This window comes from Pseudarthrobacter sp. MDT1-56 (assembly GCF_059383555.1).
On the sequence record NZ_JBWZCK010000001.1, the window covers coordinates 292,458 to 315,363 of the forward strand.

A 22,906-nucleotide genomic window follows, 5' to 3' on the forward strand; every position below is an offset into this window, starting at 1 on the left:
GTGAAAGTACTGATTGTCGGAGCAGGTCCGGCCGGATCCACTGCCGCCTACTACCTGGCGCAGGCGGGCATCGACGTCACGGTGCTGGAAAAGACCAGCTTCCCCCGGGAAAAGGTCTGCGGCGACGGGCTCACCCCCCGCGCCGTCCGTGAAATCCAGAAGCTTGGCCTGCCGCACCCCGAGGCCGACGGCTGGCGCCGAAACAAGGGCCTGCGCCTGCTGGCCGGCGGCCGCAGCATCGAACTGCCCTGGCCAGAGGTCTCCGACTTCCCGCAGTACGGCCTGATCCGGACCCGCCTGGGCTTCGATGAGGAACTGGCCCGGCACGCCCAGTCCGCGGGCGCCGTCGTGCTGGAACGCCACAGCGTCACCGAGGCACTGCGCTCCGAGGATGGGCGGGTCACCGGGGTCCGCGCCGCGCTGCTGGACGGCTCCGGCCGCAAGACGGGGGAGACCCGGGACTTCAGCGCCGACGTCGTGCTCGCAGCGGACGGGAACTCCAGCCGCACCGCCGTGTCGCTGGGCATCCGGAAGCGCGACGACCGGCCGCTCGGCGTCGCCGTCCGCACGTACTTCACCTCGCCGCGGCACGACGACGACTGGATGGAAGGCTGGCTGGAGCTTCCCGGCCGCGACGGAAAGCTGCTGCCCGGCTACGGCTGGGTGTTCGGCGTCGGCGACGGCACCTCCAACGTGGGGCTGGGCATCCTGAACTCGTCCAAGGAATTCGGCAAGCTGGACTACAAGCAGGTCCTGCGCGAATGGACCGCCGGCATGCCCGCCGAATGGGGCTTCACCCCGGAAAACCAGGTCGGCGAGATCCGCGGCGCCGCGCTGCCGATGGGCTTCAACCGCACCCCGCACTACTCGCCCGGGCTGCTGCTGCTCGGCGACGCCGGCGGCATGGTCTCCCCGTTCAACGGCGAAGGCATCTCCTACGCCATGGAGTCCGCCCGGTTTGCGGCCGAGTTCATCATCGACGGCGCCGCCCGCTCGGCCTCGGCCGGCTGGACCAAGGCCGACGCCGACGCGCACCTTTCCCGGTACGCGGACTACGTGCGGGACCAGTGGGGTTCGCACTTCACCCTGGGCCGCGCCTTCGCGGCCCTGATCGGCAAACCGGCCGTGATGAAACTTGCCCTCCGGACGGGCATGCCCATCCCTGTGCTGATGCGGTTCGTGGTCCGGCTGCTGGCCAACCTGACCGACCCCGCGGCCAAGGGCTTCGAGGACCGCGTCATCCGGGTGCTGGAATCGCTGGTCCCGGCGACGTCCAACCAGGGCCTGTCCAGGGCGGACGCTGTCAGTGCGGGCTCGTCGCAGATCGGCCCGACCCACACCGACACCCCTGCGCACACCGGCGCCAACTCCGCGGTTTCCGCAACAAAAGTTAGGGTTAACCCGTGACCAACTCTGCAGACCAAAGCTGGACGCACGCCGGACACGGCCTGCCGAGCTCCGAGCCCGACCTCAACACCACCGCGATCGCCACCGGATTGCAGCTGCCGGCCGGCTTTGCCGCGATCGCCGGGGACCCCGAACTGGGGCCCGCGATCACCACCAACCTGGCCCGCGTGGAGAAGAAGCTGCGCGAAGCCATCGCCAACTCCGATCCGCTGGCTGACGCGACGTCGCGCCACCTCGTGGAAGCCGGCGGCAAGCGCATCCGGCCTTTGCTGACCCTGCTCTGCGCCCACCTGGGCGACGCCTCCCGGCCCGCCGTGGTGCAGGCCGCCGTCGTGGTTGAACTGACCCACCTGGCGACGCTCTACCACGACGACGTGATGGACTCGGCGCCGTTCCGCCGCGGCGCCCCCACCGCGCACGAGGTCTGGGGCAACTCGGTTGCAGTCCTGACCGGCGACCTGATTTTTGCCCGCGCCTCCATCCTGGTCTCCGAGCTCGGTTCCCGCGCGCTCGGCATCCAGGCCCGCACCTTTGAGCGGCTCTGCCTGGGCCAGCTGCACGAAACCGTGGGCCCGCGCCCGGACGAGGACCCGGTGGAGCACTACCTCTCGGTCATCGCGGACAAGACCGGTTCGCTGGTGGCGGCCTCCGGTCAGCTCGGCGCGATCTTCTCCGGCGCGGATGAGGCCTACGAGCCGATGCTGGTCGAGTACGGCGAAAAGGTGGGTGTGGCCTTCCAGCTCGCCGACGACGTCATCGATGTCACCGGCGTCAAGGTCAAGTCCGGCAAGTCCCCGGGCACCGACCTGCGCGAAGGTGTCCCGACGCTGCCCGTGCTGCTGCTGCGCAAGAAGGCCGAAAACGGCGACCAGACCGCCGTCGAACTCCTGAAACTCATCGACGGCGACCTCAGCTCCGACGAGGCCCTCGCCGCCGCGGTTGCCGGCCTGCGCGAGCACCCCGTGACGGCGGAATCCTGGGTGGTTGCCCGCGCCTGGGCCGACGAGGCCATTGCCGCCCTCGCCCCACTGCCTGAAGGTGTAGTCAAGACCTCGCTGAGCAACTTCGCGCTGGCCGTGGTAGACCGCGCCAGCTGATTTTGTCCTTGGGCTCTCCGGCTTAAACGGAACGGCCCCGGTTCCTTGCAACGTTACGAGTCATACGTTGCGTCGAACCGGGGCCATTTCTCCGTTCGCATCAGATCCACCGGAGGCATTTGGTGAACCCATGAATGAGCATATGACAGAAATGTCACGTTGTCTAGGCCGCCTGTAAATTGCTTGTCACAGGTGCGCTGGGGGAGTCCCGACGGGCTTTCCCCACGTTTCCACCTTTCCATGACGGAACCCGCGGCCTGTCGCGGCGGCACGCCGTGGGGGTGTCTGATACGTGGGGAAATCCGGCGGAGAGTTTGTCCACATAGTCCAACCGCCGGGTCCACGACGTGGCCACCGCCGGGTCTGCTGGAGTCATGGACGTCACGGAGTACCTGAAAAATGCCGGCTCGGTGGCCCGGACGGCGACGCTGTTACAGGCCGGATTCACCGAGCGGACCATCAGAAACACCCTGGCTTCCGGGCAGGCGGTGCGGTTGCGGCACGGCGTGGTGGCGCTGCACGATGCGCAGCCGGACCTCGTTGCCGCAGTGCTGGCCAACGGCCTGTTGTGCTGCGCCTCGGCCGCCCCGCACCACGGGCTCTGGAGACTTTTCGCCCCGGAGCGGCTGCACCTCCTGTGCCGGCATGGCTCGGCTGCCGGCGTCGTGGTGCATCGTGGCAGTGTGGTGCCGCCGGAGTTCCCCCGCCCGGTGGCCGGGCTGACCGACTCGTTGTTGCATGCCGTGAGATGCCTGCCAGCCGTGGAAGCCGCGGTCATGGTGGAAAGCGCTCTGGTCCAGGGCCGCACCACGCTCGGCTATCTCGTGCAACGTCTTCCGGGAAACCGAAACGGCGGCGCACGCAGGGTCCTGGATCTAGTCGACGGAACCGCAGACTCCGCGATAGAAGTTGTGGCCAGGCTGCTGTTCCGGGGTGAGGGGATCTACACCCAGACGCAGGTGGACCTGCCGGGAATCGGCATCGTGGACTTCCTGCTTGAAGGCTTCCTCATCGTGGAGATCGATGGAAGAACGCATTTGGAAGCCCGGCAGGTCAAGAAGGACCGCCTGAGAAACAATGCCAGCGCACTCACCGGTTACGCCGTACTCCGGTATGGGTACCAGGACGTGGTCTACAACCCGCAGAAGATCATCCGGGAAGTGTGGCAGGTTCTGCGGGGCCGGGTGGTGCGCTGAGATTCCCCACTTTTGGCTTCCCGGTGCCGGGGCTCCCCGGCGGTTTGGGGTGACACGCCGGGTGGGCCAGTCAAAGGTGGGGAGAATCCGGCGGCCGGAGGGGGCTTAGTCCTCGTCCTCGTCGTTGAACGCCCACTCGAACATGTCGAAGACGAACTCGGAGAACGTGCCTTCCTCGCTCTTCCACTGGCCGCGGGCATTGTTGCGGCGGTACACGATCGGGTCCGGGACACTGAGGTCGCCGACCCGGAAACCCCAGGTGAACTGTTCTTCCTCGTCCTCGAGGAACATGAGGAAGCCTTCGTCATCGACTTCGAGCTCTTCGGGGTCCCAGAAGTAGTGGTACGCCTCCATGATGTCCTCGCAGCCGCCGACCGCGAGGTAGAACTCCCGCAACACCATCGGCACCTGGAACTGGTGTTCGGCGAGGGCCTCGTCCAGCTCCTCGGCCAGGAGGCCATCCTCTTCCTGCCATTCGTCTTCGAGATACTTCGGAACAAGCGCGCGGAACTTCTCGAGGAACATGTCAGTCATGGTTCTTATCCTAGCTAATCCTTGGGCCCGCCATCCGCCGCGTCCAGGCCGAGCCGGTGCCAGCCGCGGACCGCCAGCGGAACGTACCATTTACGCCGCCAGGCCGTGACGCGGAAAGCGAACACGATGGCCGCAACAGCGCCCGCGGTGACCGCGTTGAAGGTGCCGGTGACGGACAGGACCATGGTCAGCGCCGCCCCCGCAAACGCCGGCAGTGCGTAAATATCCTTGGGGTCGAACAGCTGCGGAACCTCGTTGGCGGTGATGTCGCGCAGCAGGCCCCCGCCCACCGCCGTCGTGACCCCCAGCAGCACCGCCGCAATCGGGTTCATCCCGGCGGCCAGCGCCTTCAGGGTTCCGGTGATGCAGAAGAGCGCCAGCCCGCCGGCGTCGAACAGGATGAGCAGCGAGGTGTAGCGCTGCACGCTCGAAAACAGGAAGTACACCAGCACCGCGGCGAGCAGCGGCGGCGCGAGGTAGGCGGGGTTGGTGAAGGCCGCGGGCGGGCCGGCGTTGATGATGATGTCGCGGATGACGCCGCCGCCCAGGCTCACCACCGAGGCCAGGAGCAGGGAGCCGATGATGTCGAACTGCTTTCGTGCCGCGAGCAGGGACCCGGAGACCGCGAAGAAGAAGACGCCAGCCAGGTCCAGCCAGAGCAGAACAACGCTGAAGGAAAAAGTCATGGAGGGTCCCGGTGGGATATCAAGGGGGCGGATGGGGCGGCTCCAAGGTTACGCTAACGGCTATGAATAGCCCCATCCTGATCGCCTGCGCCCACGGCACCTCGAGCACCGAGGGTGCCGCCGAAGTCAACGCCCTCCGCGACGGGCTCGCCGCGCTGCGGCCCGGACTCGACGTCCGCGAGGCCTATGTCGACGTCCAGGACCCCGAGCTGCCGGCCGTCGTGGCGGGCCTGCCGGCGGGGGAGACCGCCGTCGTCGTCCCGCTGCTGCTCAGCGTCGGGTACCACGTCAAGGTGGACATCGCCCGGGCCGTCAAGAGCCGCCCGGACACCCGCGCCGCCGCTCCGCTGGGGCCCGATCCGCGGCTCGCTGCGCTGCTGGACGTCCGGCTCAGGGAAGCCGGGGTAACCGACAACGACGCCGTCATCCTCGCCGCTGCAGGGTCCTCCGACCCCACCGCCGCGCAGAATGTCGAGGAACTCACGGACCAGTTGCGTGCGCTGCGGTCCAACCGCATCGTGGCCGCCTACGGTGCGTCCGCGAAGCCGTCGGTGCCCGAGGCCGTGGCCATGCTCCGCGAGGAGGCCGCGGGCGGCGCCGGTGCGGGGGAGTCCGCCGGGGCGGTGGACCTGGGCGGCCGTGTGGTCATCGCCGCCTACCTGCTGGCACCGGGCTTCTTCCACGACCAGCTCACCAAGGCCGGCGCTGACCTTGTCACGGCGGCCCTGCTGCCCTCGCCCGTGCTCGCCGAAATCGCGCTGGAACGCTACGACGCCGCCCTCGCGTCCGGCGCCTGACCCGCCGCCGCGTCCGGCGCCCGACCCGCGGCCGCGTCCGGCGCCTGACCCGCCGCCGCGGCGCGGACTCGCACCCCCTCCCTTGCACACCACCCGCGCCACTTCAAGGCTCGCCGACGCTTCGTGACGATTTGTTGCCCTAGGTGACCCCGCGTTTCCGGACCTTTGTGACGGCATTACGGCCACCCCTACAGTCGATCCATGACTGATACAGCTCTAGCCGGAGCGTCCCCGGACCAGGCTGCCCCAGGCCGCACCAAGCGCCCCACCTCCCGCCCCGCCGCAAAGCCGCACGGGCAGTGGAAAGTGGACGGCACCGCGCCGCTGAACGCCAACGAAACCTGGAAGCAGGAAGACAACGGCCTCAACGTCCGCGAGCGTATCGAGTCCGTCTACTCCAAGCACGGCTTCGACTCGATCGACGGCACGGACCTGCACGGCCGCTTCCGCTGGTGGGGCCTCTACACCCAGCGCAAGCCCGGGATCGACGGCGGCAAGACCGCCACGCTCGAGCCGCACGAGCTCGAAGACAAGTACTTCATGCTGCGGGTCCGGATCGACGGCGGTGCCCTCACCACCGAGCAGCTGCGCGTCATCGGCCAGATCTCCGTCGACTTCGCCCGCGACTCGGCCGACCTCACCGACCGGCAGAACATCCAGCTGCACTGGATCCGGGTCGAGGACGTGCCGGAAATCTGGCGCCGCCTCGAATCGGTGGACCTGTCCACCACGGAAGCCTGCGGCGACGTGCCCCGCGTCATCCTCGGCTCGCCGGTCGCCGGCATCGCCAAGGACGAGATCATCGACCCGACGCCGCTGATCCACGAGCTCGCCGAACGCTTCATCGGCGACCCGGAACTGGCCAACCTGCCGCGCAAATTCAAGACCGCCATCACTGGCCACCCCAGCCAGGACGTGGTCCACGAGATCAACGACGTCGCCCTGGTGGGCCTGGTCCACCCCGAACTCGGCATCGGCTACGACCTTTGGGTGGGCGGCGCGCTCTCCACGAACCCGATGCTGGGCAAGCGCCTCGGCGCCTTCGTCCGGCCGGACCAGGCTGCCGACGTGTGGCTCGGCGTCACCAGCATCTTCCGCGACTACGGCTACCGGCGCATGCGTACCAAGGCCCGGCTGAAGTTCCTGCTGGCCGACTGGGGTCCGGTGAAGTTCCGCCAGGTCCTCGAGGACGAATACCTCGGCTACAAGCTCGACGACGGCCCGGCTGCTCCCAAGCCGTCCACCCCGGGCGACCACATCGGCGTGCATGAGCAGAAGGACGGCAAGTTCTTCATCGGCGCCACCCCGCTGGCCGGACGACTCTCCGGTGGCCAGCTGGTGAAGCTCGCGGACACCCTGGAAGCCCGCGGCTCGCAGCGCCTGCGCACCACCCCGCACCAGAAGCTCGTTGTCCTCGACGTGCCCAAGGACCAGGTGGAACCGCTGGTCGCCGAACTCGACGCCCTGGGCCTCTCCGCCCGGCCGTCCGTGTTCCGCCGCGGCACCATCGCCTGCACCGGGATCGAATACTGCAAGCTCGCCATCGTCGAAACCAAGGTCACGGCCGCCACCGCCGTCGCCGAGCTGGAACGCCGCCTCGCCGACCTCGTCGAGACCCGGCAGCTCCCGCAGGCCCTGTCGCTGCACATCAACGGCTGCCCCAACTCCTGCGCCCGCATCCAGACCGCGGACATCGGCCTCAAGGGCATGATGCTTCCCACGCCCGACGGCGACCCCACCCCGGGTTTCCAGGTGCACCTCGGCGGCGGGCTGGCTTCCGACAGCCGCGAGGAGGCAGGCCTGGGACGCACCGTCCGCGGCCTCAAGGTCACCGCCGATGAGCTGCCCGACTATGTGGAGCGCGTGGTCCGGAAGTTCGTGGCCGAGCACTCCGAGGGCCAGACCTTCGCCGAATGGGCCTTCGCGGCCGATGAGGGTGATCTGCAGTGAGCAAGCACGCCTTGGGAACTGACCCCGTCCTCCGCACCCACGACGAGCTCAAGGCCATCGCCGAGTCCGGCGCCGCCGAACTCGGCTGGGACGCCCCGGCCCGCGAGGTGATCGCCTGGGTGGCGCGCAACTTCGAGCTGCCCGCGGTCGCCGTCGCCTGCTCCATGGCCGACGCCGTCCTTCCGGCGCTCGTCGCGGACCAGCTTCCCGGCGTCGACGTGCTCTTCCTGGAGACCGGCTACCACTTCCCGGAAACCCACACGACCCGTCACGAGGTCGCGGCGAGCCTGCGCGTCAACGTCGTCGACGTGCTGCCGGAGAACACCGTGGAGCAGCAGGACCGGCTGCTCGGCAAGGACCTCTTCGCCCGCGACCCGGCCCAGTGCTGCGCGCTGCGCAAGGTCGCCCCGCTGCGCCGCACCCTGGCCGGCTACGAACTCTGGTTCACCGGCGTCCGCCGCGACGAGGCCCCCACCCGCACGAACACGCCGCTTGTGACGTGGGACGAGACCAACGGCCTGGTCAAGGTCAACCCGGTCGCGGCCTGGAGCTTCGACCAGCTGGTCCAGTACTCGATCGACTTCCTCCTCCCCGTCAACCCGCTGCTTTCACAGGGCTACCCGTCCATTGGCTGCCAGCCCTGCACCCGCAAGGTAGCGCCCGGCGACGACCCCCGCGCCGGACGCTGGGCAGGAACCGACAAGACAGAATGCGGACTACACGTATGAGCAATGTTGAGACTTTCGTGGCCGTCGGCCCCGATGCCGCCCCCGCCCCTTCGCGGGACGGCGATGCTGCAAGCAGCATCGCGTCCCGCTCCGACAGGCCCGATGCCACTCCCTGGGCGGCCTCGGGGCCGACGGCGGCGCCCCGCCCGAGCTCCCCGGCCCGCCTCTCCAGCCTGGACACGTTGGAATCGGAAGCCATTCACATCATCCGCGAGGTTGTTGCCGAGTTCGAGAAGCCTGCGCTGTTGTTTTCCGGCGGCAAGGATTCCGTGGTGATGCTGCATCTGGCCACCAAGGCGTTCTGGCCGGGCAAGGTGCCGTTCCCCGTGCTGCACGTGGATACCGGGCACAACTTCCCCGAGGTCATCGAATTCCGCGACCGGACGGTGGAGCGGCTGGGGCTCAAGCTCGTCGTCGGCAGTGTGCAGGAGTTCATTGATTCCGGCGAGCTGGCCGAGCGTGCCGACGGTACCCGCAACCCGCTGCAGACCGTGCCGCTGCTGGACGCGATCCAGCGCAACAAGTTCGACGCCGTGTTCGGCGGCGGCCGCCGGGATGAGGACAAGGCCCGGGCCAAGGAACGCATCCTGAGCCTGCGCGACGAGTTCGGCCAGTGGGATCCGCGCAACCAGCGGCCCGAGCTGTGGAACCTCTACAACGGCCGCCACACCGTGGGCCAGCACGTCCGCGCGTTCCCGATCAGCAACTGGACCGAACTCGACGTCTGGCGCTACATCGAACGCGAAAACATCGACCTGCCCGGCCTCTACTACGCCCACGACCGTGAGGTCTTCGCCCGCGACGGCATGTGGCGCGCGGTCGGCGAGGTCTCCCAGCCCCGCGACACCGAGCAGGTCATCACCAAGACCGTCCGCTACCGGACCGTCGGCGACATGTCCTGCACCGGCGCCGTGGAATCGGCCGCCGCCACCGTGCGCGACGTTGTGATCGAAGTTGCCGCCTCCACCATCACCGAACGTGGCGCCACCCGCGCGGATGACCGCATCTCCGAGGCCGCCATGGAAGACCGCAAGAAGGATGGCTATTTCTAATGAGCACCGAAATCGACACCGCCCGCGCGGCTGCCCTTCTTGACGAGGCCCCGCTCGCGCACGCTTCGCTGTTCCGTTTCGCCACGGCCGGATCGGTCGACGACGGCAAGTCCACCCTGGTGGGCCGGCTCCTGCACGACTCCAAGGCAATCCTCGCCGACCAGCTCGACGCCGTCGCCCGCACCTCCGCGGACCGTGGCTTCGGCGGGGCCGGCGCGGCCGGTATCCAGGCGATCGACCTGGCACTGCTCACCGACGGCCTGCGCGCCGAGCGGGAACAGGGCATCACGATCGACGTCGCCTACCGCTATTTCGCGACCGACCGCCGCAGCTTCATCCTCGCGGACTGCCCCGGGCACGTGCAGTACACCAAGAACACGGTGACCGGCGCGTCCACTGCGGACGCCGTCGTCGTGCTCATCGACGCCCGCAAAGGTGTCCTCGAGCAGACCCGCCGGCACCTGTCCGTGCTGCAGCTGCTGCGCGTGGCGCACGTGATTGTCGCCGTAAACAAGATCGACCTGGTGGACTTCAGCGAGACCGTGTTCCGCGAGATCGAGGCCGACGTGCAGAAAGTCGGCCGCGAGCTCGGGCTCGGTGCGGACGGGATCGCCGATCTGCTCGTCATTCCGGTGTCCGCGCTCGACGGCGACAACGTCGTGGACCGCTCGGACCGCACACCCTGGTACGACGGCCCGGCCCTGCTCGAAGTCCTGGAGACGCTGCCGGCCGCGGACGAACTCGAAAGCCATCTGGAGAGCTTCCGTTTCCCGGTGCAGCTGGTGGTCCGGCCGCAGGGGGCGCTGGCTCCCGACGCCGTCGCCGCCGGGCTCGACGTCGAAGGCTACCGCGACTACCGCGCCTACGCCGGCCAGATCACCGAGGGCTCCGTGAAACTCGGGGACCAGGTCAGCGTCCTCACCCCGGGCCAGGCGCCGCGCACCACCACGGTGACCGGCATCGACTTCGCGGGACGGCGGCTCACCGAGGCCGTGGCCCCGCAGTCCGTGGCACTGCGCCTGGCGGACGAGTTCGACGTCGCCCGCGGCGACACGATCGCCGCGACCGGCACCATCCGAGAAGCCTCGGCCGACCTGTACGCCGCGCTGTGCTGGCTCTCGCCAAAACCGCTCCGCGAGGGCGCCAAGGTGCTGGTCAAGCACGGCACCCGCACGGTCCAGGCCCTGGTCCGGAACGTGACCGGGAAGCTGGACCTCGCCAACTTCCAGCTCGAGCCGACCACCACGCTGGAGCTCAATGACATTGGGCATGCCCAGTTGCGGCTCGCCGCGCCGCTGCCGCTGGAGAACTACCTGCACCACCGCCGCACCGGGGCGTTCCTTGTGATCGACCCGCAGGACGGCAACACCCTCGCCGCCGGCCTCGTCAAGGACCACCCCGGCGACCACGAGGACGAGCGCTACTCGATCTGAGTTTCTTGGCTGGCACTGCCCTGCCCCGCCTGAGCATCGAAGTCGCAGTCTAGGGCCCTTGCCACCGGGCTGCCCTCCCACGATCATCGTCATGGGAGGGCAGATCGTTGGAAGTCATCAACAACAAGCTGTTCAACTGGGCGTCGATCCTGGATGACAAGACCCTCGAACAGGCCCTGGCCACGGCGCAGCTGTCCATCATCTATCCGCATCTGGCGCTGATGCCGGACGCCCACCTGGGCCTGGGCGCCACCGTGGGATCCGTCATCCCCACCCTCGGCGCCGTCATCCCCGCGGCCGTGGGTGTGGACATCGGCTGCGGCATGATCGCCGTCCGCACGCAGTACTCCGTGAAGGACCTGCCCAAGGACCGCAAACCGCTGCGGGAGGGCATTGAGCACGCCGTTCCGCTGTCCGCCGGCCACTTCAACCACAGGATCAGCGCCACCGCCGGACCGCGGATTGACCAACTGCGGCGGATGGCAGCCAGCGCCCGGTTCGACCCCGCCCAGTACGCCGCGAACTGGACACTGCAGCTGGGGTCGCTGGGCTCGGGCAACCACTTCATCGAGGTGTGCGCGGACGAGACGGATGCCGTGTGGCTGTTCCTGCATTCCGGCTCCCGCGGCGTCGGCAACAAACTCGCCCAGCGGCACATCGGCGAGGCCCGCAGCCTGATCCGGAGCCGGAACATCGCCCTGCCGCATCCGGGCCTGGCCTACCTCGAGGAAGGCACCCCCGAATTCGACCGGTACATCAGGGAACTCCGCTGGGCCCAGCACTTCGCCCTGCTGAACCGCGAGGAGATGATGGACCGCGTGGTCCGGCAGTTTGAATCCTGGACCGGCGGCTCCGTCCGGGAGGCCGAACGGATCAACTGCCACCACAACTTCACCGCGAAGGAACACCACTACGGCAAGTCCGTCTGGGTCTCGCGCAAGGGAGCGATCCGGGCCGAGGCGGGGGACCCCGGGCTGATTCCCGGCTCCATGGGCACCGCGTCCTACGTTGTGGTGGGCCTGGGGAACCGCGAGTCGCTGAACTCCTCCCCGCACGGCGCCGGGCGCGAATACTCCAGGCACGCCGCCCAGAAGCTCTTCACCCTGGCCGAGCTGAAGGCCGCCATGCACGGCATCGAATTCGGGCCCAGCAAGGCCTTCATCGACGAGATCCCGGCGGCGTACAAACCCATAGAGCAGGTGATGCTCGACTCCGCGGACCTTGTCAAGATACGGCACAAGCTCCGGCAGCTCGTCAACGTTAAAGGCGATTAATCGGCCATAAATCCGCTGCAGAGCCCGGATGGCGGCCCGCATGTGACGCTGCATGAACCCGCGTGACCCCGGGTTTCCGGGCCGTTGAACCGTGTTCCCCGCAGTCCCTATGGTGAAGCAATGACAACCACGGAACGGCTTTCCCCTGGCACCGCCAGCAGGGTACCCCGGGGGCGATGTCGCCGGCGCTGACCACCCGCCCGGCCTCCCCGCACCCCCAGGAACAGGAACTCCACCATGTCATCCCGCTCGAACAACCCCACCCCCGGCCAGACCCCCGGAACTACACGGATCGTCGCCGGCGAATCGGCCAAGCCCAAACGCAGGCGCGCGCTGGAGATCAGCCTGGCGGTCGGCCTCGTGCTGCTGATCGGCGCCGGTGCCGCCGTCGCGTCGTCGCTGAACCGCACCAATGAAGCCGCCGCCGCAGTCCCCGTGGCCACCCCGGCTGCCGAACTCAAGCTCGGCTACTTCGGCAACATCACCCACGCCCCGGCCCTGATCGGCACGAGCCAGGGCCTGATCGCGAAGAGCCTCGGCGAGACCAGGCTCAGCACCCAGGTCTTCAACGCCGGCCCCGCCGCGATCGAAGCCCTCAACGCCGGCGCCATCGACGCCACCTACATCGGCCCCAACCCGGCCATCAACTCCTACGTCAAGAGCAAGGGCGAATCGATCAGCGTCATCGCCGGTGCCGCGTCCGGCGGAGCGCAGCTGGTGGTCAAACCCGAGATCAACTCGGCCGCGGACCTGGCGGGCAAGAAGCTCGCGACCCCGCAGCTCGGCGGCACCCAGGACGTGGCCCTCCGCGCCTGGCTCGGTACGCAGGGCTACCAGACCAACACCGACGGCGGCGGCGACGTCGCCATCAATCCCACCGAGAACGCCCAGACGCTGAAACTCTTCCAGGACGGAAAGCTCGACGGCGCGTGGCTGCCGGAGCCCTGGGCCTCCCGCCTGGTGCTCCAGGCCGGCGCGAAGGTCCTGGTCGACGAAAAGGACCTGTGGGAGCAGGGCGAGTTCATCACCACCGTCCTGATCGTCAACAAGAACTTCGCCGCCGCGCACCCCGAGACCGTCAAGGCGCTGCTGAAGGGCCACGTCGCATCCGTGGACTGGCTCAACGCCGCCCCCGCGGCGGAGAAGTCCACGGTCCTCAACGCCGCGCTCAAGGACTCCGCCGGCGCCGCCCTGCCGACTGACGTGATTGACCGTTCGCTCAACAACATCGCCTACACCGTCGACCCGCTCGCCGGAACCTACCAGAAGCTACTCCAGGACGGCGTCGACGCCGGCACCACCAAACAGGCCGACATCAACGGCATCTTCGACCTCACGGCGCTGAACAGCGTCCTCGGCGGGGGCGCCACGGGCACCAAGATCTCCGCGCAGGGACTGGGCAAGGACTAGCCAGTTCCTTCCCCCGCCCGCCAACAGAAGTGCCAACAGAAGTAAGGACGTGACCATGCCAGTCGTACTGGAAAACCTGGGCAAGCGCTTCGGCGACGGCGCCCCGGTGCTGGACGACGTCAACGCCAACATCGAGCAGGGCGAGTTCGTCGCCCTGCTCGGTGCGTCCGGCTGCGGCAAGTCCACCCTGCTGAACATCATGGCGGGACTGGAGGCCCCGACGTCGGGCGCCCTGGAAGTGCCGAGCGACGGCGCCGCCTTTATGTTCCAAGACGCGGCCCTGTTCCCCTGGCTGACCGCGCGCGGGAACATCGAGCTGGCACTCAAGCTCCGCGGCGTCGGCAAGGCCGAGCGCCGGGTCAAGACGGGGGAGCTGCTGGACCTCGTGCACCTGGGCGGCGCGGGGGACAAGCGCCCGCACGAGCTCTCCGGCGGGATGCGCCAGCGCGTGGCCCTGGCCCGTTCGCTCGCCCAGGACCGGCAGCTGCTCCTGATGGACGAGCCGTTCGCCGCCCTGGACGCGATCACCCGCGACCTGCTGCACGACGAGCTGGAGCGCATCTGGAAGGAAACCGGCCGCACCATCGTTTTTGTCACCCACAATGTCCGCGAGGCCGTCCGGCTGGGCCAGCGCGTGCTGCTGCTCTCCTCCAGGCCCGGCCGCGTGGTGCGGGAATGGCACGTCAGCGAAGAGCACCGCACCGACGCCGGACTGGCCGGCCAGCTCACCGGCGAAATCACCGCCCGGCTACGCGAGGAGATCCGCCGCCATGCCAAATAAGCCAGCCTCCCTGGTGGAGCCCGCCGAGACCCACCACATCACTGCGGCCCTGACCCGGTCCTCCACCGGCCCGGCCGACCTCCGCGAGCTCGAGGCCGGGCTGGACTCGCTGCAGTCCGACGCCGTGCGCAAGGCCCGCGTCGACTGGAGCCGGGTCCTGCTGCCGGTTGCCGCGCTCGCGGTGCTGGTCATCATCTGGCAGCTCTACGTGTCCCTGGGCTTCAAGCGGCAGGACCTGGTGCCCGGACCGCTGGATGTACTGGGCCAGCTGGGTACCCTGTGGGCCGACGGGAAGTTGCAGGAGGCGGTGTGGACCTCGCTGCAGCGCGGGCTCGTCGGGTTCCTGATCAGCGTGGCCATCGCGACCCCGGTAGGGCTCCTGCTCGCCCAGGTCGCCCCGCTGCGCCGCGCATTCGGCCCGCTCATCTCCGGCCTGCAGGTGCTGCCGTCCGTGGCGTGGGTGCCGGCGGCGATCATCTGGTTCGGCCTGACCGACGCCACCGTGTACTTCGTGGTGTTCATGGGCGCCATCCCCTCGATCATCAACGGGCTGATCTCCGGCGTGGACCAGATCCCGCCGCAGTACCGCAGCGTCGGCACGGTCCTGGGCGCGTCCCGGCTCCAGCTGGCCCTGCAGATCATCCTCCCGGCCGCGCTGCCCGGCTACCTCAGCGGACTCAAGCAGGGCTGGGCGTTCTCCTGGCGCTCGCTGATGGCCGCGGAAATCATCGCCGTCGGCGGCTCCATCGGCTTCGGCCTGGGCTCCATGCTGAACCAGGGCCGCGACCTGTCCGACATGACCATCGTGATGGCCGCGATCCTGATGATCCTCGGCGTCGGCATCCTGATCGAACTGCTGTTCTTCGCCCCGATCGAAAAGCGTCTGCTCCGCCGTCGAGGCCTCCTCGCCGGCAGCACACGCTAAGCAGCCCCTCCCCAACCAACGCGGGGCAGCCCGATACGGGCCCCGACGGCGACTACCGCCGTCGGGGTCTGCTGCGTCTGGCAGACCTCCTGCGGCGCCATCTGCAATGCCTCATTGCCGGGCGCGGGGCGCTCCTCGCGACGCCTTGCCCGGACCCCGGCACCGGCCTACACTCGCGGCTATAGGCCGGTTTTCGGCCCATCCAGCCCAATTCTGAGGAGACAGCCGTGGCGCCAAAATACGGAGTGCTGGCACTGGTCGAAGCCAAGCCGGGGAAAGAACAGGAAGTCTGGGACTTCCTTAACGGCGGCCGCGAAATCGTTCTGACGGAGCCCGGCACCAGGACCTGGTACGCCTTCCGGGTCAACGAGACCACCTTCGGCATCTTTGACACCTTCGACACTGAGGAGGGCCGGCAGGCCCACCTCAACGGAGCCATCCCCGCGGCCCTCGGCGAGCACGGCCCCGCCCTGCTGGCCAAGGACCCCGACATCAAACTCATCGAGCTCATCGCGGTGAAATAGGCGGCCTTCCGACCGCCGGCGGAGCCGACCGTACCTGCCCCCGCCGCTAGTCGAACGGCGGGGGTCCCAGGATTTCGATGCCGCCGTTCATACGCCCCGACTCGCGGATCCGGTCAAAGTCCACCACCCGCGGACCATCGTCATCGGCGGCGAGCGGCTCGCTGGCGCCCAGGTAAAACGCCTGCGCGCCGCCCGGCGTGTGCAGGCAGAGCATGCGGGTTCCTTGCTGCAGGACCTTGAACGCATGGGGAACGCCGCGCGGGGCGATCGTGAGGCCGCCTGCCGCAACCCGGTGCTCGGAGCCGTTCATGTTCATCAGGATCTCGCCGGCCAGGATGTACATCGTCTCGTCGGAGTCCGGATGGGTGTGCAGCGGCGTGACCTTGCCTAGGTCCATGTCGTCTTCGAAGAGAAAGAATACCCCCGCGGTGTCCTTCTCCGTCGCCTTCCAGGTCTGCACCCCGCCGCCGAAGAACCAGCGCCTTTCCCCTTCGCCGGGCTGCCGGACTATCGCGGATGCTGAGTATTTGGTCTCCATCATGATCGCCTCGATGCTTTGCGGAGCACTTATGGGACTGTTATCCCATAACAAGACTGGTGTACCATGAAGCGCATGTCAAGACCCTACGTGGACGCAGGCCGGACGAGCCAAAAGCGCCGCACTTTTGATGCCCTCGTGGCAGCGGCCCGCCAGCTCGTGGCGTCTGGCACATCCCCCACCGTGGACGACGCCGCGCTCGCCGCCGGGGTCTCCCGCAGCACCGCGTACCGCTACTTCCCAGGCCAGCGGGAGCTGCTGGCCGCCGCGCATCCCGAAACAGGGCGCACGTCGATGCTGCCGGAGAATCCGCCCGAAGACGTGGGGGAGCGGCTGGATGCCGTTGTGTTCGAGTTCACCCAGATGATCGTGGAAACCGAGGCGCAGCAGCGGACCATGCTGCGGCTTTCGCTTGAGCCGGCCGACAGCCACCAGCAGCGCCTCCCGCTCCGTCAGGGCCGCGCCATCGGCTGGATCGCCGAGGCGCTGGCTCCACTCCGGGATCAGCTGTCGGATCAGGAGATCCATCAGCTGGTGCTGGCGATCCGAAGCGCCACGGGCATCGAATCGCTGGTCTGGCTGACGGATGTCGGCGGCCTCAGCCGGGAAGCCGCCGTCGCGTCGATGCGGTGGACAGCTGGCGCCCTGCTTAGCCAGGCGCTGACGGGCGGCCTGAAGGGCCTTGACCCCGGTCCGTCGCGCGGCAACCGGCCGTCAACAACTATGTGACGTGGCGTTACCCCGCGTGAACGGGTGTTTCCGGACCGTTGTTCCGCTCCCTGACGCCGCCCTATCGTCGAGGCATGGCAATTCAGGACATTTACCCCACGGCGTTGCGCCTCCTCGGCCGCCCCGTGCTGGTCGTCGGCGGCGGCCCGGTCGCCGCACGCCGCGCCAAGGGACTGCTCGACGCCGGCGCCCGCGTCACCGTCGTCGCGCCCCTGGCCTGCCCGGCCCTGACCGGCCTCGCCGACGCCGGCCTCCTCGCCTGGGAGCCCCGCACCTACCGCACGGCCGACGTCGTCGGCGTCTGGTTCGTCCAGACCGCGACCGGCGACGCCGCCGTGGACGCGCAGGTATCCGGCGACGCCGAGGCGCAGCGCATCTGGTGCGTCAACGCCTCCGACCACGAGGCCTCCGCCGCCTGGACACCCGCCGTCGCCGTCGTCGATGACGTCAAGATCGCCGTGAACGCCGGGGGAGACCCGCGCCGCGCCATGGCCCTGCGCGACGCCGTCGCCACCGCCCTGGAAACCGGGGACCTGCCGCTGCGCCGGCAACGCGCAACCACAACCGCCGGCACCGTCGCGCTCGTGGGCGGCGGACCGGGCGACACCGGACTCATCACCGTCCGCGGCCGCCGGCTCCTGGGCCAGGCCGACGTCGTCGTCGCGGACCGCCTGGGCCCGCGCGAACTCCTCAGCGAACTGGCCCCCGACGTCCGCGTGATCGAGGTCGGCAAGACCCCCGGCCACCACCCCGTCCCGCAGTCCGAGATCAACCGGATCCTGGTCGACGAAGCCCTGCAGGGACACCGCGTGGTCCGGCTCAAGGGCGGCGACCCGTACGTCCTGGGCCGCGGCGGCGAGGAAGCCGAGTTCTGCCGGCAGCACGGCGTCGAGGTTGAAGTGGTTTCCGGCGTCACCTCCGCCATCTCCGTCCCGGCTGCCGCCGGCATCCCGGTCACCCACCGCGGCCTGGCCAAGGGCTTCAGTGTTGTCACCGGCCACGAGGAGCTCTCCGAAGTCCCCGCCCGGGCCGACCACACCGTGATCCTGCTCATGGGCGTGGGCCAACTCCGGGATTCGGCGGCCTCGCTGGGCCGCGCCGGTTTGCCAGCGGGGACGCCTGTTGGCATCGTAGAGAATGGTTATCTGCCGAACCAGCGGGTGACCATCGGAACGCTCGGGACCATCGCGGACCAGGCGGAGGCCGCAGGCGTCGCGAACCCCGCCGTGATCGTGATCGGTGACGTGGTCCGCGTCAGCCCGTTCGCGCCGTCGCACTTCAAGACCTCGGACTACAGCACCACCTCCCCGAACGCCCCCCGCACGCCAAGCACCACCAAGTCCACCTGCACCGCAAGCACCACCAGCACCACCCAGACCCGCGTACTGACCCCCTAACCCCCGTCGATTGCTCCATAACTGCCGTTATCAGGCCCCAAAAGGGCAGTTGTGGAGCAACGGATGCAGAAGAACAAAGGAACACAGCCGTGTCAACGAACACCCCTGTAGGAACTGCTGCCCGCCCGCTGCGCATCGCCGTCGTCGGCTCCGGACCCGCCGGGGTGTACGCCGCGGACATCCTGACCAAGAGCGAGGCCGTCAAGAGCGGTGAGCTCACCGTCAGCATCGACCTCTTCGACCGCTACCCGGCGCCCTACGGACTGATCCGCTACGGCGTGGCCCCGGACCACCCGCGCATCAAGGGGATCGTCAACGCCCTGCACAAGGTCCTGGACCGCGGGGATATCCGCTTCTTCGGCAACGTCGACTACGGCACGGACCTCACCCTCGAGGACCTGCGCACGCACTACGACGCCGTCATCTTCGCCACCGGAGCCATCAAGGACGCGGACCTGAACATCCCCGGGATCGAACTCGAGGGCTCCTACGGCGGCGCCGACTTCGTCTCCTGGTACGACGGCCACCCGGACGTTTCCCGCGAATGGCCCCTGGACGCCAAGGAAATCGCCGTGATCGGCAACGGCAACGTGGCCCTCGACGTCGCCCGGATGCTCTCCAAGCACGCCGACGACCTCCTGGTCTCCGAGATCCCGGACAACGTCTACGCCGGCCTCAAGTCCTCCCCGGTCACCGACGTCCACGTCTTCGGCCGCCGCGGCCCCGCCCAGGTGAAGTTCACCCCGCTGGAGCTGCGCGAGCTGTCCCACTCCAAGGACGTGGACATCATCCTGTACGCCGAGGACTTCGAGTTCGACGCCGAATCGGACCGGCAGATCCAGAGCAACAACCAGACCAAGACCATGGTGGGCACGCTCACCAACTGGATCGCCGAGCAGCCCGAGGACCTCGCCGAGCTCACGGCCTCCCGTCGCCTGCACCTGCACTTCCTGCACAGCCCGGTCGAGGTCTACGACGACGCCGAGGCCCCCGGCTGCGTCGCCGGCATCAAGTTCGAGCGCACCGAACTGGACGGCACGGGCAACGCCCGCGGCACCGGCGAGGTCGTCGACTACCCGGTCCAGGCCGTGTACCGCGCCATCGGCTACTTCGGCTCGTCGCTGCCCGAGGTCGAGTTCGACCACAGCAAGGGCGTGGTCCCGAACGACGGCGGCCGCGTCCTGGACGCCTCCGGCGCCCACGTGCCGGGCATCTACGCCACCGGCTGGATCAAGCGTGGCCCGGTCGGCCTGATCGGGCACACCAAGGGCGACGCCCTGGAGACCGTGACCTACCTGCTGGAGGACCGCGAAAACCTGCCGCTCGCCGCGGCCCCGGCCCCGGAGACGATCGTCGAACTGCTGGAGAACCGCGGCGTGCAGTACACCAGCTGGGAAGGCTGGCTGGCCCTGGACGCACACGAGCGGTCCCTCGGCGCGAAGGCCAGCGCCGACGCCGGTACAGACGGCATCCAGCGCGAACGCATCAAGGTGGTCCCGCGCGAGGACATGGTGGAGATTTCCCGTGGCGGGGTGGCCGCAGAGGTCTGACCCCACCACCACCGCGCATCACGCATCACAGAGCAACGCGGGGTCGCTGCGCGCCCGTCCCGGAGGGGACGATGGGCCGTGAGCGACCCCGCGTTGTTTCATGGGTGGCGGAAAACCGAGGTTTAGTCAGTAGGCTTACCGTCATGGATGAGCAGCACATGCCAGCAACCCCCGGACCAGGAGCCCGCTGCCCCGGAGCCCGCCAAGCAGGAGCCCGCCGATGAGGCTCCGGCGCAGCAACGCGTCCGGCCGCGGCTACCGTCGGGTCCCGGCCGGGACCGGCTTCAGCTACAAGGACCTGGACGGCTCCACCCTGCCGCCCGGACCCGTGCGCGAGCGGCTCGAAAGCATCGGCATCCCGCCGGCCTGGACGGATGTCTGGATTGCGCCGTACGACAACGGACACATCCAGGCCACGGGGCTCGACGCCGTCGCCCGGCGCCAGTACATCTACCACCCGGGCTGGCGCGAAAAGAAGGACCGGCTGAAGTTCGACCGCGCCCTCCAGCTCGCCGAAACCCTGCCGGCCGCGCGCCGGCTCGTCACCATGGACCTCCGTTCGGAGGGCCTCACCCGGGAGCGGGTGCTGGCCGCCGCCTTCAGGATGCTGGACAGCGGTTCGTTGCGGGTCGGCTCCGAGCGCTACACGAACGAGAACGGCAGCCACGGCCTCGCCACCCTGCTCTGCGCCCACGTCGGCGTGCGCAAGGACGAGCTCCGGCTCAGTTTCCCCGCCAAGAGCGGCAAGAACTGGGAGTCGCGGATCAACGACGCCGACCTCGCCGCCGTCGTGCGCCAGCTCAAGCGCCGCGGCGGCAACGCCCGCCTGCTGGCCTACAAGGACGGCCGGAGCTGGCGCCCAGTGTCCAGCTCGGACATCAACGAGTACGTCAAGGAGCGCACCGGCCAGGACTTCACCGCCAAGGACTTCCGCACCCTGCGCGGGACGGTGGCCGCGGCCGCCAGCCTGGCGCGGACCGGCCCGCAGCCCAAGGTCTCTGCCCGCAAGAGGGCGGTAAGCCGCGCCATGCTGGACGCGTCCGACGTCCTCGGCAACACGCCGTCAATCGCCCGGAAGAGCTATGTGGATCCGCGGGTCCTGGACCACTTCGCCGCGGGGGAGACCATCGACCCGAAACGGCTGGACTCCGCAGAATCCGAGGTCCGTGCCCTGCTGTACCAGGAAGGCGACGTCGTTCCGCTGGGCTGAGGGGGCAGAGCGGCCGCCAGGCTACATCCGGCCGAAGCGTGCCCGGACCAGCGCGAACAGGCCGTAGGCGATGAAGCCGGCACCGATTGCCAGGAGCAGGACGGGGCCAAACGGGTGGTCCTGCAGGGCCTTGAGACTGCCGTCCAGTCCCGTGGACGAGGCGGGATCGTTGGTGGCTGCGGCGATGACAAACAGCAGGCCCGTCAGGATCAGGGCCACCCCCTTGGCGATGTGGCCAGCGACGCCCAGGCCGCTGATCAGCCGGCCCCGGCGCATCCCCTCAAAATGGCGCAGCTCCTCCTTGAACTTCTTTCCCGCGCCCTTGACGATGAAGTACACGCCGATCCCGATGATGGTCAGGCCCAGGCCGATCAGCGCCGGCACACCGAACGGGCTGCGGACCAGGGCGGTGCTGAAGTCCCGGGTCGAGTCGCCCGAATCGCCCCCGTTGCCCAGCGCGAAGCCCGCGAAGCTGAGCCCCACGCTGCCGTAGGCGATGCTGAGGAAACCGGAGGAAACGAGCTTCCCGAGCCGCTGCCGGCGCGGGAGGTGCCTGGCCCGAAGCGTGGCCTCGCTCAGCTGCCACAGCGAGAGCCCGGCGCAGGCGATGAACCCCGCCCACATGACCGCAGGTCCCCACGGGTTGGCCGCGAGCTGTTCGATCGCCCCGGTCGGCTCGGCCTGGCCCGGGGCGCCCAGGACCAGGGCCATCGCAATCGCCCCGATCACGATGTGCAGCAGCGCCATCACGGCGAAGCCGGACCGGGCGACGACGTCGAGCGTGGCGCTGTCCGACGCCGCTTCCGCAGCGTCGGCCGCGCCGCCGGCGGCCGCCCCGAGGGTCCCGCCCCGGGTTCCGCCGTCGGCCGCCCCGAGGGTTCCGCCGGACGCTGGCTGGCCGTTTGGTCCCGGTGATTCCATGCCGCCGATTCTACGCAGGGAGGACTCCGTCCCCGGAACTACCAACTTTTTCATAAGTGTGCTTACCATAGCCCGGACGCGGCCTTTCGTGGGCCACGACTGTTCCGGATTCGAACTCAGACGATAGGAAGCTCAACATGGCAGGAAATCTTGTTGCCCGATCCATCCACGACCTGACGGCGGGTGCCTGGTTCGGCGGTTCGCTGATGGGCGCCATTGGGCTGAACGGGGCGACGGCGGAAGCCAAGGATCCGGCCGAACGCACCCGTCTCTCGAGCCTGGGCTGGAAGAAGTGGGCCCCGGTCCAGACGGCGGCCTTCGGCGCGCACTTCCTCTCCGGCCTCGCCATCATGTGGGAAAACAAGGGCCGGATGGCCAAGCAGGACGGCGTCACGCGCCTCAGCGTCATCAAGTCCATCGTCACGCTCGCCGGTGCCGGCGTGAGCCTCTACGCCGGGCTCCAGGGCGCCAAGGTGGACAAGCTCGCCAGCGAAGGCGCCAAGGGTGCCACCGAGCCCAAGCCCGGTGCCTCCGAGGAACTCCGCTCCGCACAGCAGCAGCTGAAGATCCTGCAGTGGGCCATCCCCGTCTTTGCCGGCTCGGTGATCGTCATGGGCGCCAAGCACGGCGAAATGCAGCGTCCCAAGAACGTTTTCGCGGGCCTCTCACGCTAGTCGAGGCTGCCGCGCCAGCCGCGCGGCATTGAGCCTCAACACAAAGGCCTCCGCACCGGGATCCCGGTGCGGAGGCCTTTGTGCTGGGCGGGG

22 protein-coding genes are annotated in these 22,906 nt (G+C 68.8%); 18 read left to right on the plus strand and 4 right to left on the minus strand.

The features are described from left to right. From AC50YC_RS01385 to AC50YC_RS01395, 3 genes are all read left to right on the plus strand, one after another. Complete coding sequence (locus tag AC50YC_RS01385) at positions 1-1,407, plus strand: geranylgeranyl reductase family protein (protein ID WP_494951856.1); 1,407 nt, start codon at positions 1-3, stop codon at positions 1,405-1,407. Further along, the gene (locus AC50YC_RS01390) at positions 1,404-2,504 is read left to right on the plus strand and encodes a polyprenyl synthetase family protein (RefSeq protein WP_494951857.1); all 1,101 of its coding nucleotides are present in this window, start codon (positions 1,404-1,406) and stop codon (positions 2,502-2,504) included. The genes AC50YC_RS01385 and AC50YC_RS01390 overlap by 4 nt, the downstream gene beginning before the upstream one ends. 374 nt (positions 2,505-2,878) lie before the next feature. Further along, the gene (locus AC50YC_RS01395; protein ID WP_494951858.1) at positions 2,879-3,700 is read left to right on the plus strand and encodes an endonuclease domain-containing protein; all 822 of its coding nucleotides are present in this window, start codon (positions 2,879-2,881) and stop codon (positions 3,698-3,700) included. A gap of 105 nt (positions 3,701-3,805) precedes the next feature. On the opposite strand, the gene AC50YC_RS01400 is transcribed toward AC50YC_RS01395, so the two are convergent. Together AC50YC_RS01400 and AC50YC_RS01405 are read right to left on the minus strand one after the other, a co-directional pair. Continuing rightward, the gene (locus tag AC50YC_RS01400; RefSeq protein WP_494951859.1) at positions 3,806-4,234 is read right to left on the minus strand and encodes a hypothetical protein; all 429 of its coding nucleotides are present in this window, start codon (positions 4,232-4,234) and stop codon (positions 3,806-3,808) included. Positions 4,235-4,248: 14 nt separating this feature from the next. Beyond that, on the minus strand, positions 4,249-4,920 hold the full coding sequence (locus tag AC50YC_RS01405; protein WP_494951860.1) for a trimeric intracellular cation channel family protein: 672 nt from the start codon (positions 4,918-4,920) through the stop codon (positions 4,249-4,251). Positions 4,921-4,982: 62 nt separating this feature from the next. Here AC50YC_RS01405 and AC50YC_RS01410 point away from each other — a divergent pair, with 62 nt between their 5' ends. The 10 genes from AC50YC_RS01410 (at position 4,983) to AC50YC_RS01455 (ending at position 15,794) form a co-directional block, all read left to right on the plus strand. Beyond that, positions 4,983-5,717: a sirohydrochlorin chelatase gene (locus tag AC50YC_RS01410; RefSeq protein WP_494951861.1), complete on the plus strand. Its 735-nt coding sequence runs from the start codon at positions 4,983-4,985 to the stop codon at positions 5,715-5,717. A gap of 201 nt (positions 5,718-5,918) precedes the next feature. Then, entirely contained in the window at positions 5,919-7,667 is a 1,749-nt protein-coding gene (locus AC50YC_RS01415; RefSeq protein WP_494951862.1) for a nitrite/sulfite reductase, read from the plus strand. Then, positions 7,664-8,395 carry a phosphoadenylyl-sulfate reductase gene (locus tag AC50YC_RS01420; RefSeq protein WP_494951863.1) on the plus strand — a complete coding sequence of 244 codons (732 nt, stop codon included), beginning with the start codon at positions 7,664-7,666 and terminating at the stop codon, positions 8,393-8,395. Before AC50YC_RS01415 ends, AC50YC_RS01420 begins: the two co-directional genes overlap by 4 nt. Beyond that, entirely contained in the window at positions 8,392-9,447 is a 1,056-nt protein-coding gene (cysD, locus tag AC50YC_RS01425; protein ID WP_494951864.1) for a sulfate adenylyltransferase subunit CysD, read from the plus strand. The genes AC50YC_RS01420 and cysD overlap by 4 nt, the downstream gene beginning before the upstream one ends. Next, on the plus strand, positions 9,447-10,880 hold the full coding sequence (locus AC50YC_RS01430) for a sulfate adenylyltransferase subunit 1 (protein ID WP_494951865.1): 1,434 nt from the start codon (positions 9,447-9,449) through the stop codon (positions 10,878-10,880). The genes cysD and AC50YC_RS01430 overlap by 1 nt, the downstream gene beginning before the upstream one ends. Positions 10,881-10,987: 107 nt before the next feature. Next, on the plus strand, positions 10,988-12,154 hold the full coding sequence (locus AC50YC_RS01435) for an RtcB family protein (protein WP_494951866.1): 1,167 nt from the start codon (positions 10,988-10,990) through the stop codon (positions 12,152-12,154). Positions 12,155-12,391: 237 nt separating this feature from the next. Beyond that, on the plus strand, positions 12,392-13,564 hold the full coding sequence (locus tag AC50YC_RS01440; RefSeq protein WP_494951867.1) for an ABC transporter substrate-binding protein: 1,173 nt from the start codon (positions 12,392-12,394) through the stop codon (positions 13,562-13,564). 55 nt (positions 13,565-13,619) lie between these two features. Further along, positions 13,620-14,345 carry an ABC transporter ATP-binding protein gene (locus tag AC50YC_RS01445; RefSeq protein ID WP_494951868.1) on the plus strand — a complete coding sequence of 242 codons (726 nt, stop codon included), beginning with the start codon at positions 13,620-13,622 and terminating at the stop codon, positions 14,343-14,345. Continuing rightward, positions 14,335-15,270, plus strand: coding sequence for an ABC transporter permease (locus AC50YC_RS01450; RefSeq protein WP_494951869.1), 936 nt, complete (start codon positions 14,335-14,337; stop codon positions 15,268-15,270). The genes AC50YC_RS01445 and AC50YC_RS01450 overlap by 11 nt, the downstream gene beginning before the upstream one ends. Before the next feature lie 227 nt (positions 15,271-15,497). Continuing rightward, on the plus strand, positions 15,498-15,794 hold the full coding sequence (locus AC50YC_RS01455) for a putative quinol monooxygenase (protein WP_494951870.1): 297 nt from the start codon (positions 15,498-15,500) through the stop codon (positions 15,792-15,794). 46 nt (positions 15,795-15,840) lie between these two features. Here AC50YC_RS01455 and AC50YC_RS01460 read toward each other — a convergent pair whose 3' ends face one another. After that, on the minus strand, positions 15,841-16,335 hold the full coding sequence (locus tag AC50YC_RS01460) for a cupin domain-containing protein (protein WP_494951871.1): 495 nt from the start codon (positions 16,333-16,335) through the stop codon (positions 15,841-15,843). A 72-nt stretch (positions 16,336-16,407) separates the two neighbouring features. Here AC50YC_RS01460 and AC50YC_RS01465 point away from each other — a divergent pair, with 72 nt between their 5' ends. The 4 genes from AC50YC_RS01465 to AC50YC_RS01480 all read left to right on the plus strand — a co-directional run bounded on the left by AC50YC_RS01465 (position 16,408) and on the right by AC50YC_RS01480 (position 21,218). Beyond that, complete coding sequence (locus tag AC50YC_RS01465; RefSeq protein ID WP_494951872.1) at positions 16,408-17,061, plus strand: TetR/AcrR family transcriptional regulator; 654 nt, start codon at positions 16,408-16,410, stop codon at positions 17,059-17,061. Between the two features lie 74 nt (positions 17,062-17,135). Then, on the plus strand, positions 17,136-18,458 hold the full coding sequence (gene cobA, locus AC50YC_RS01470) for a uroporphyrinogen-III C-methyltransferase (RefSeq protein ID WP_494951873.1): 1,323 nt from the start codon (positions 17,136-17,138) through the stop codon (positions 18,456-18,458). Positions 18,459-18,547: 89 nt separating this feature from the next. Beyond that, the gene (locus AC50YC_RS01475) at positions 18,548-20,008 is read left to right on the plus strand and encodes an FAD-dependent oxidoreductase (RefSeq protein WP_494951874.1); all 1,461 of its coding nucleotides are present in this window, start codon (positions 18,548-18,550) and stop codon (positions 20,006-20,008) included. A gap of 220 nt (positions 20,009-20,228) precedes the next feature. Beyond that, a complete protein-coding gene (locus AC50YC_RS01480) occupies positions 20,229-21,218 on the plus strand; it encodes a DNA topoisomerase IB (RefSeq protein WP_494951875.1) in 990 nt (329 codons plus the stop codon). A 21-nt stretch (positions 21,219-21,239) separates the two neighbouring features. Here AC50YC_RS01480 and AC50YC_RS01485 read toward each other — a convergent pair whose 3' ends face one another. Continuing rightward, complete coding sequence (locus tag AC50YC_RS01485) at positions 21,240-22,139, minus strand: DUF1206 domain-containing protein (protein WP_494951876.1); 900 nt, start codon at positions 22,137-22,139, stop codon at positions 21,240-21,242. A gap of 137 nt (positions 22,140-22,276) precedes the next feature. On the opposite strand from AC50YC_RS01485, the gene AC50YC_RS01490 reads away from it, so the two are divergent. Continuing rightward, positions 22,277-22,813, plus strand: a complete 537-nt coding sequence (locus AC50YC_RS01490; RefSeq protein WP_494951877.1) for a hypothetical protein — start codon at positions 22,277-22,279, stop codon at positions 22,811-22,813. Positions 22,814-22,906 lie beyond the last annotated feature (93 nt).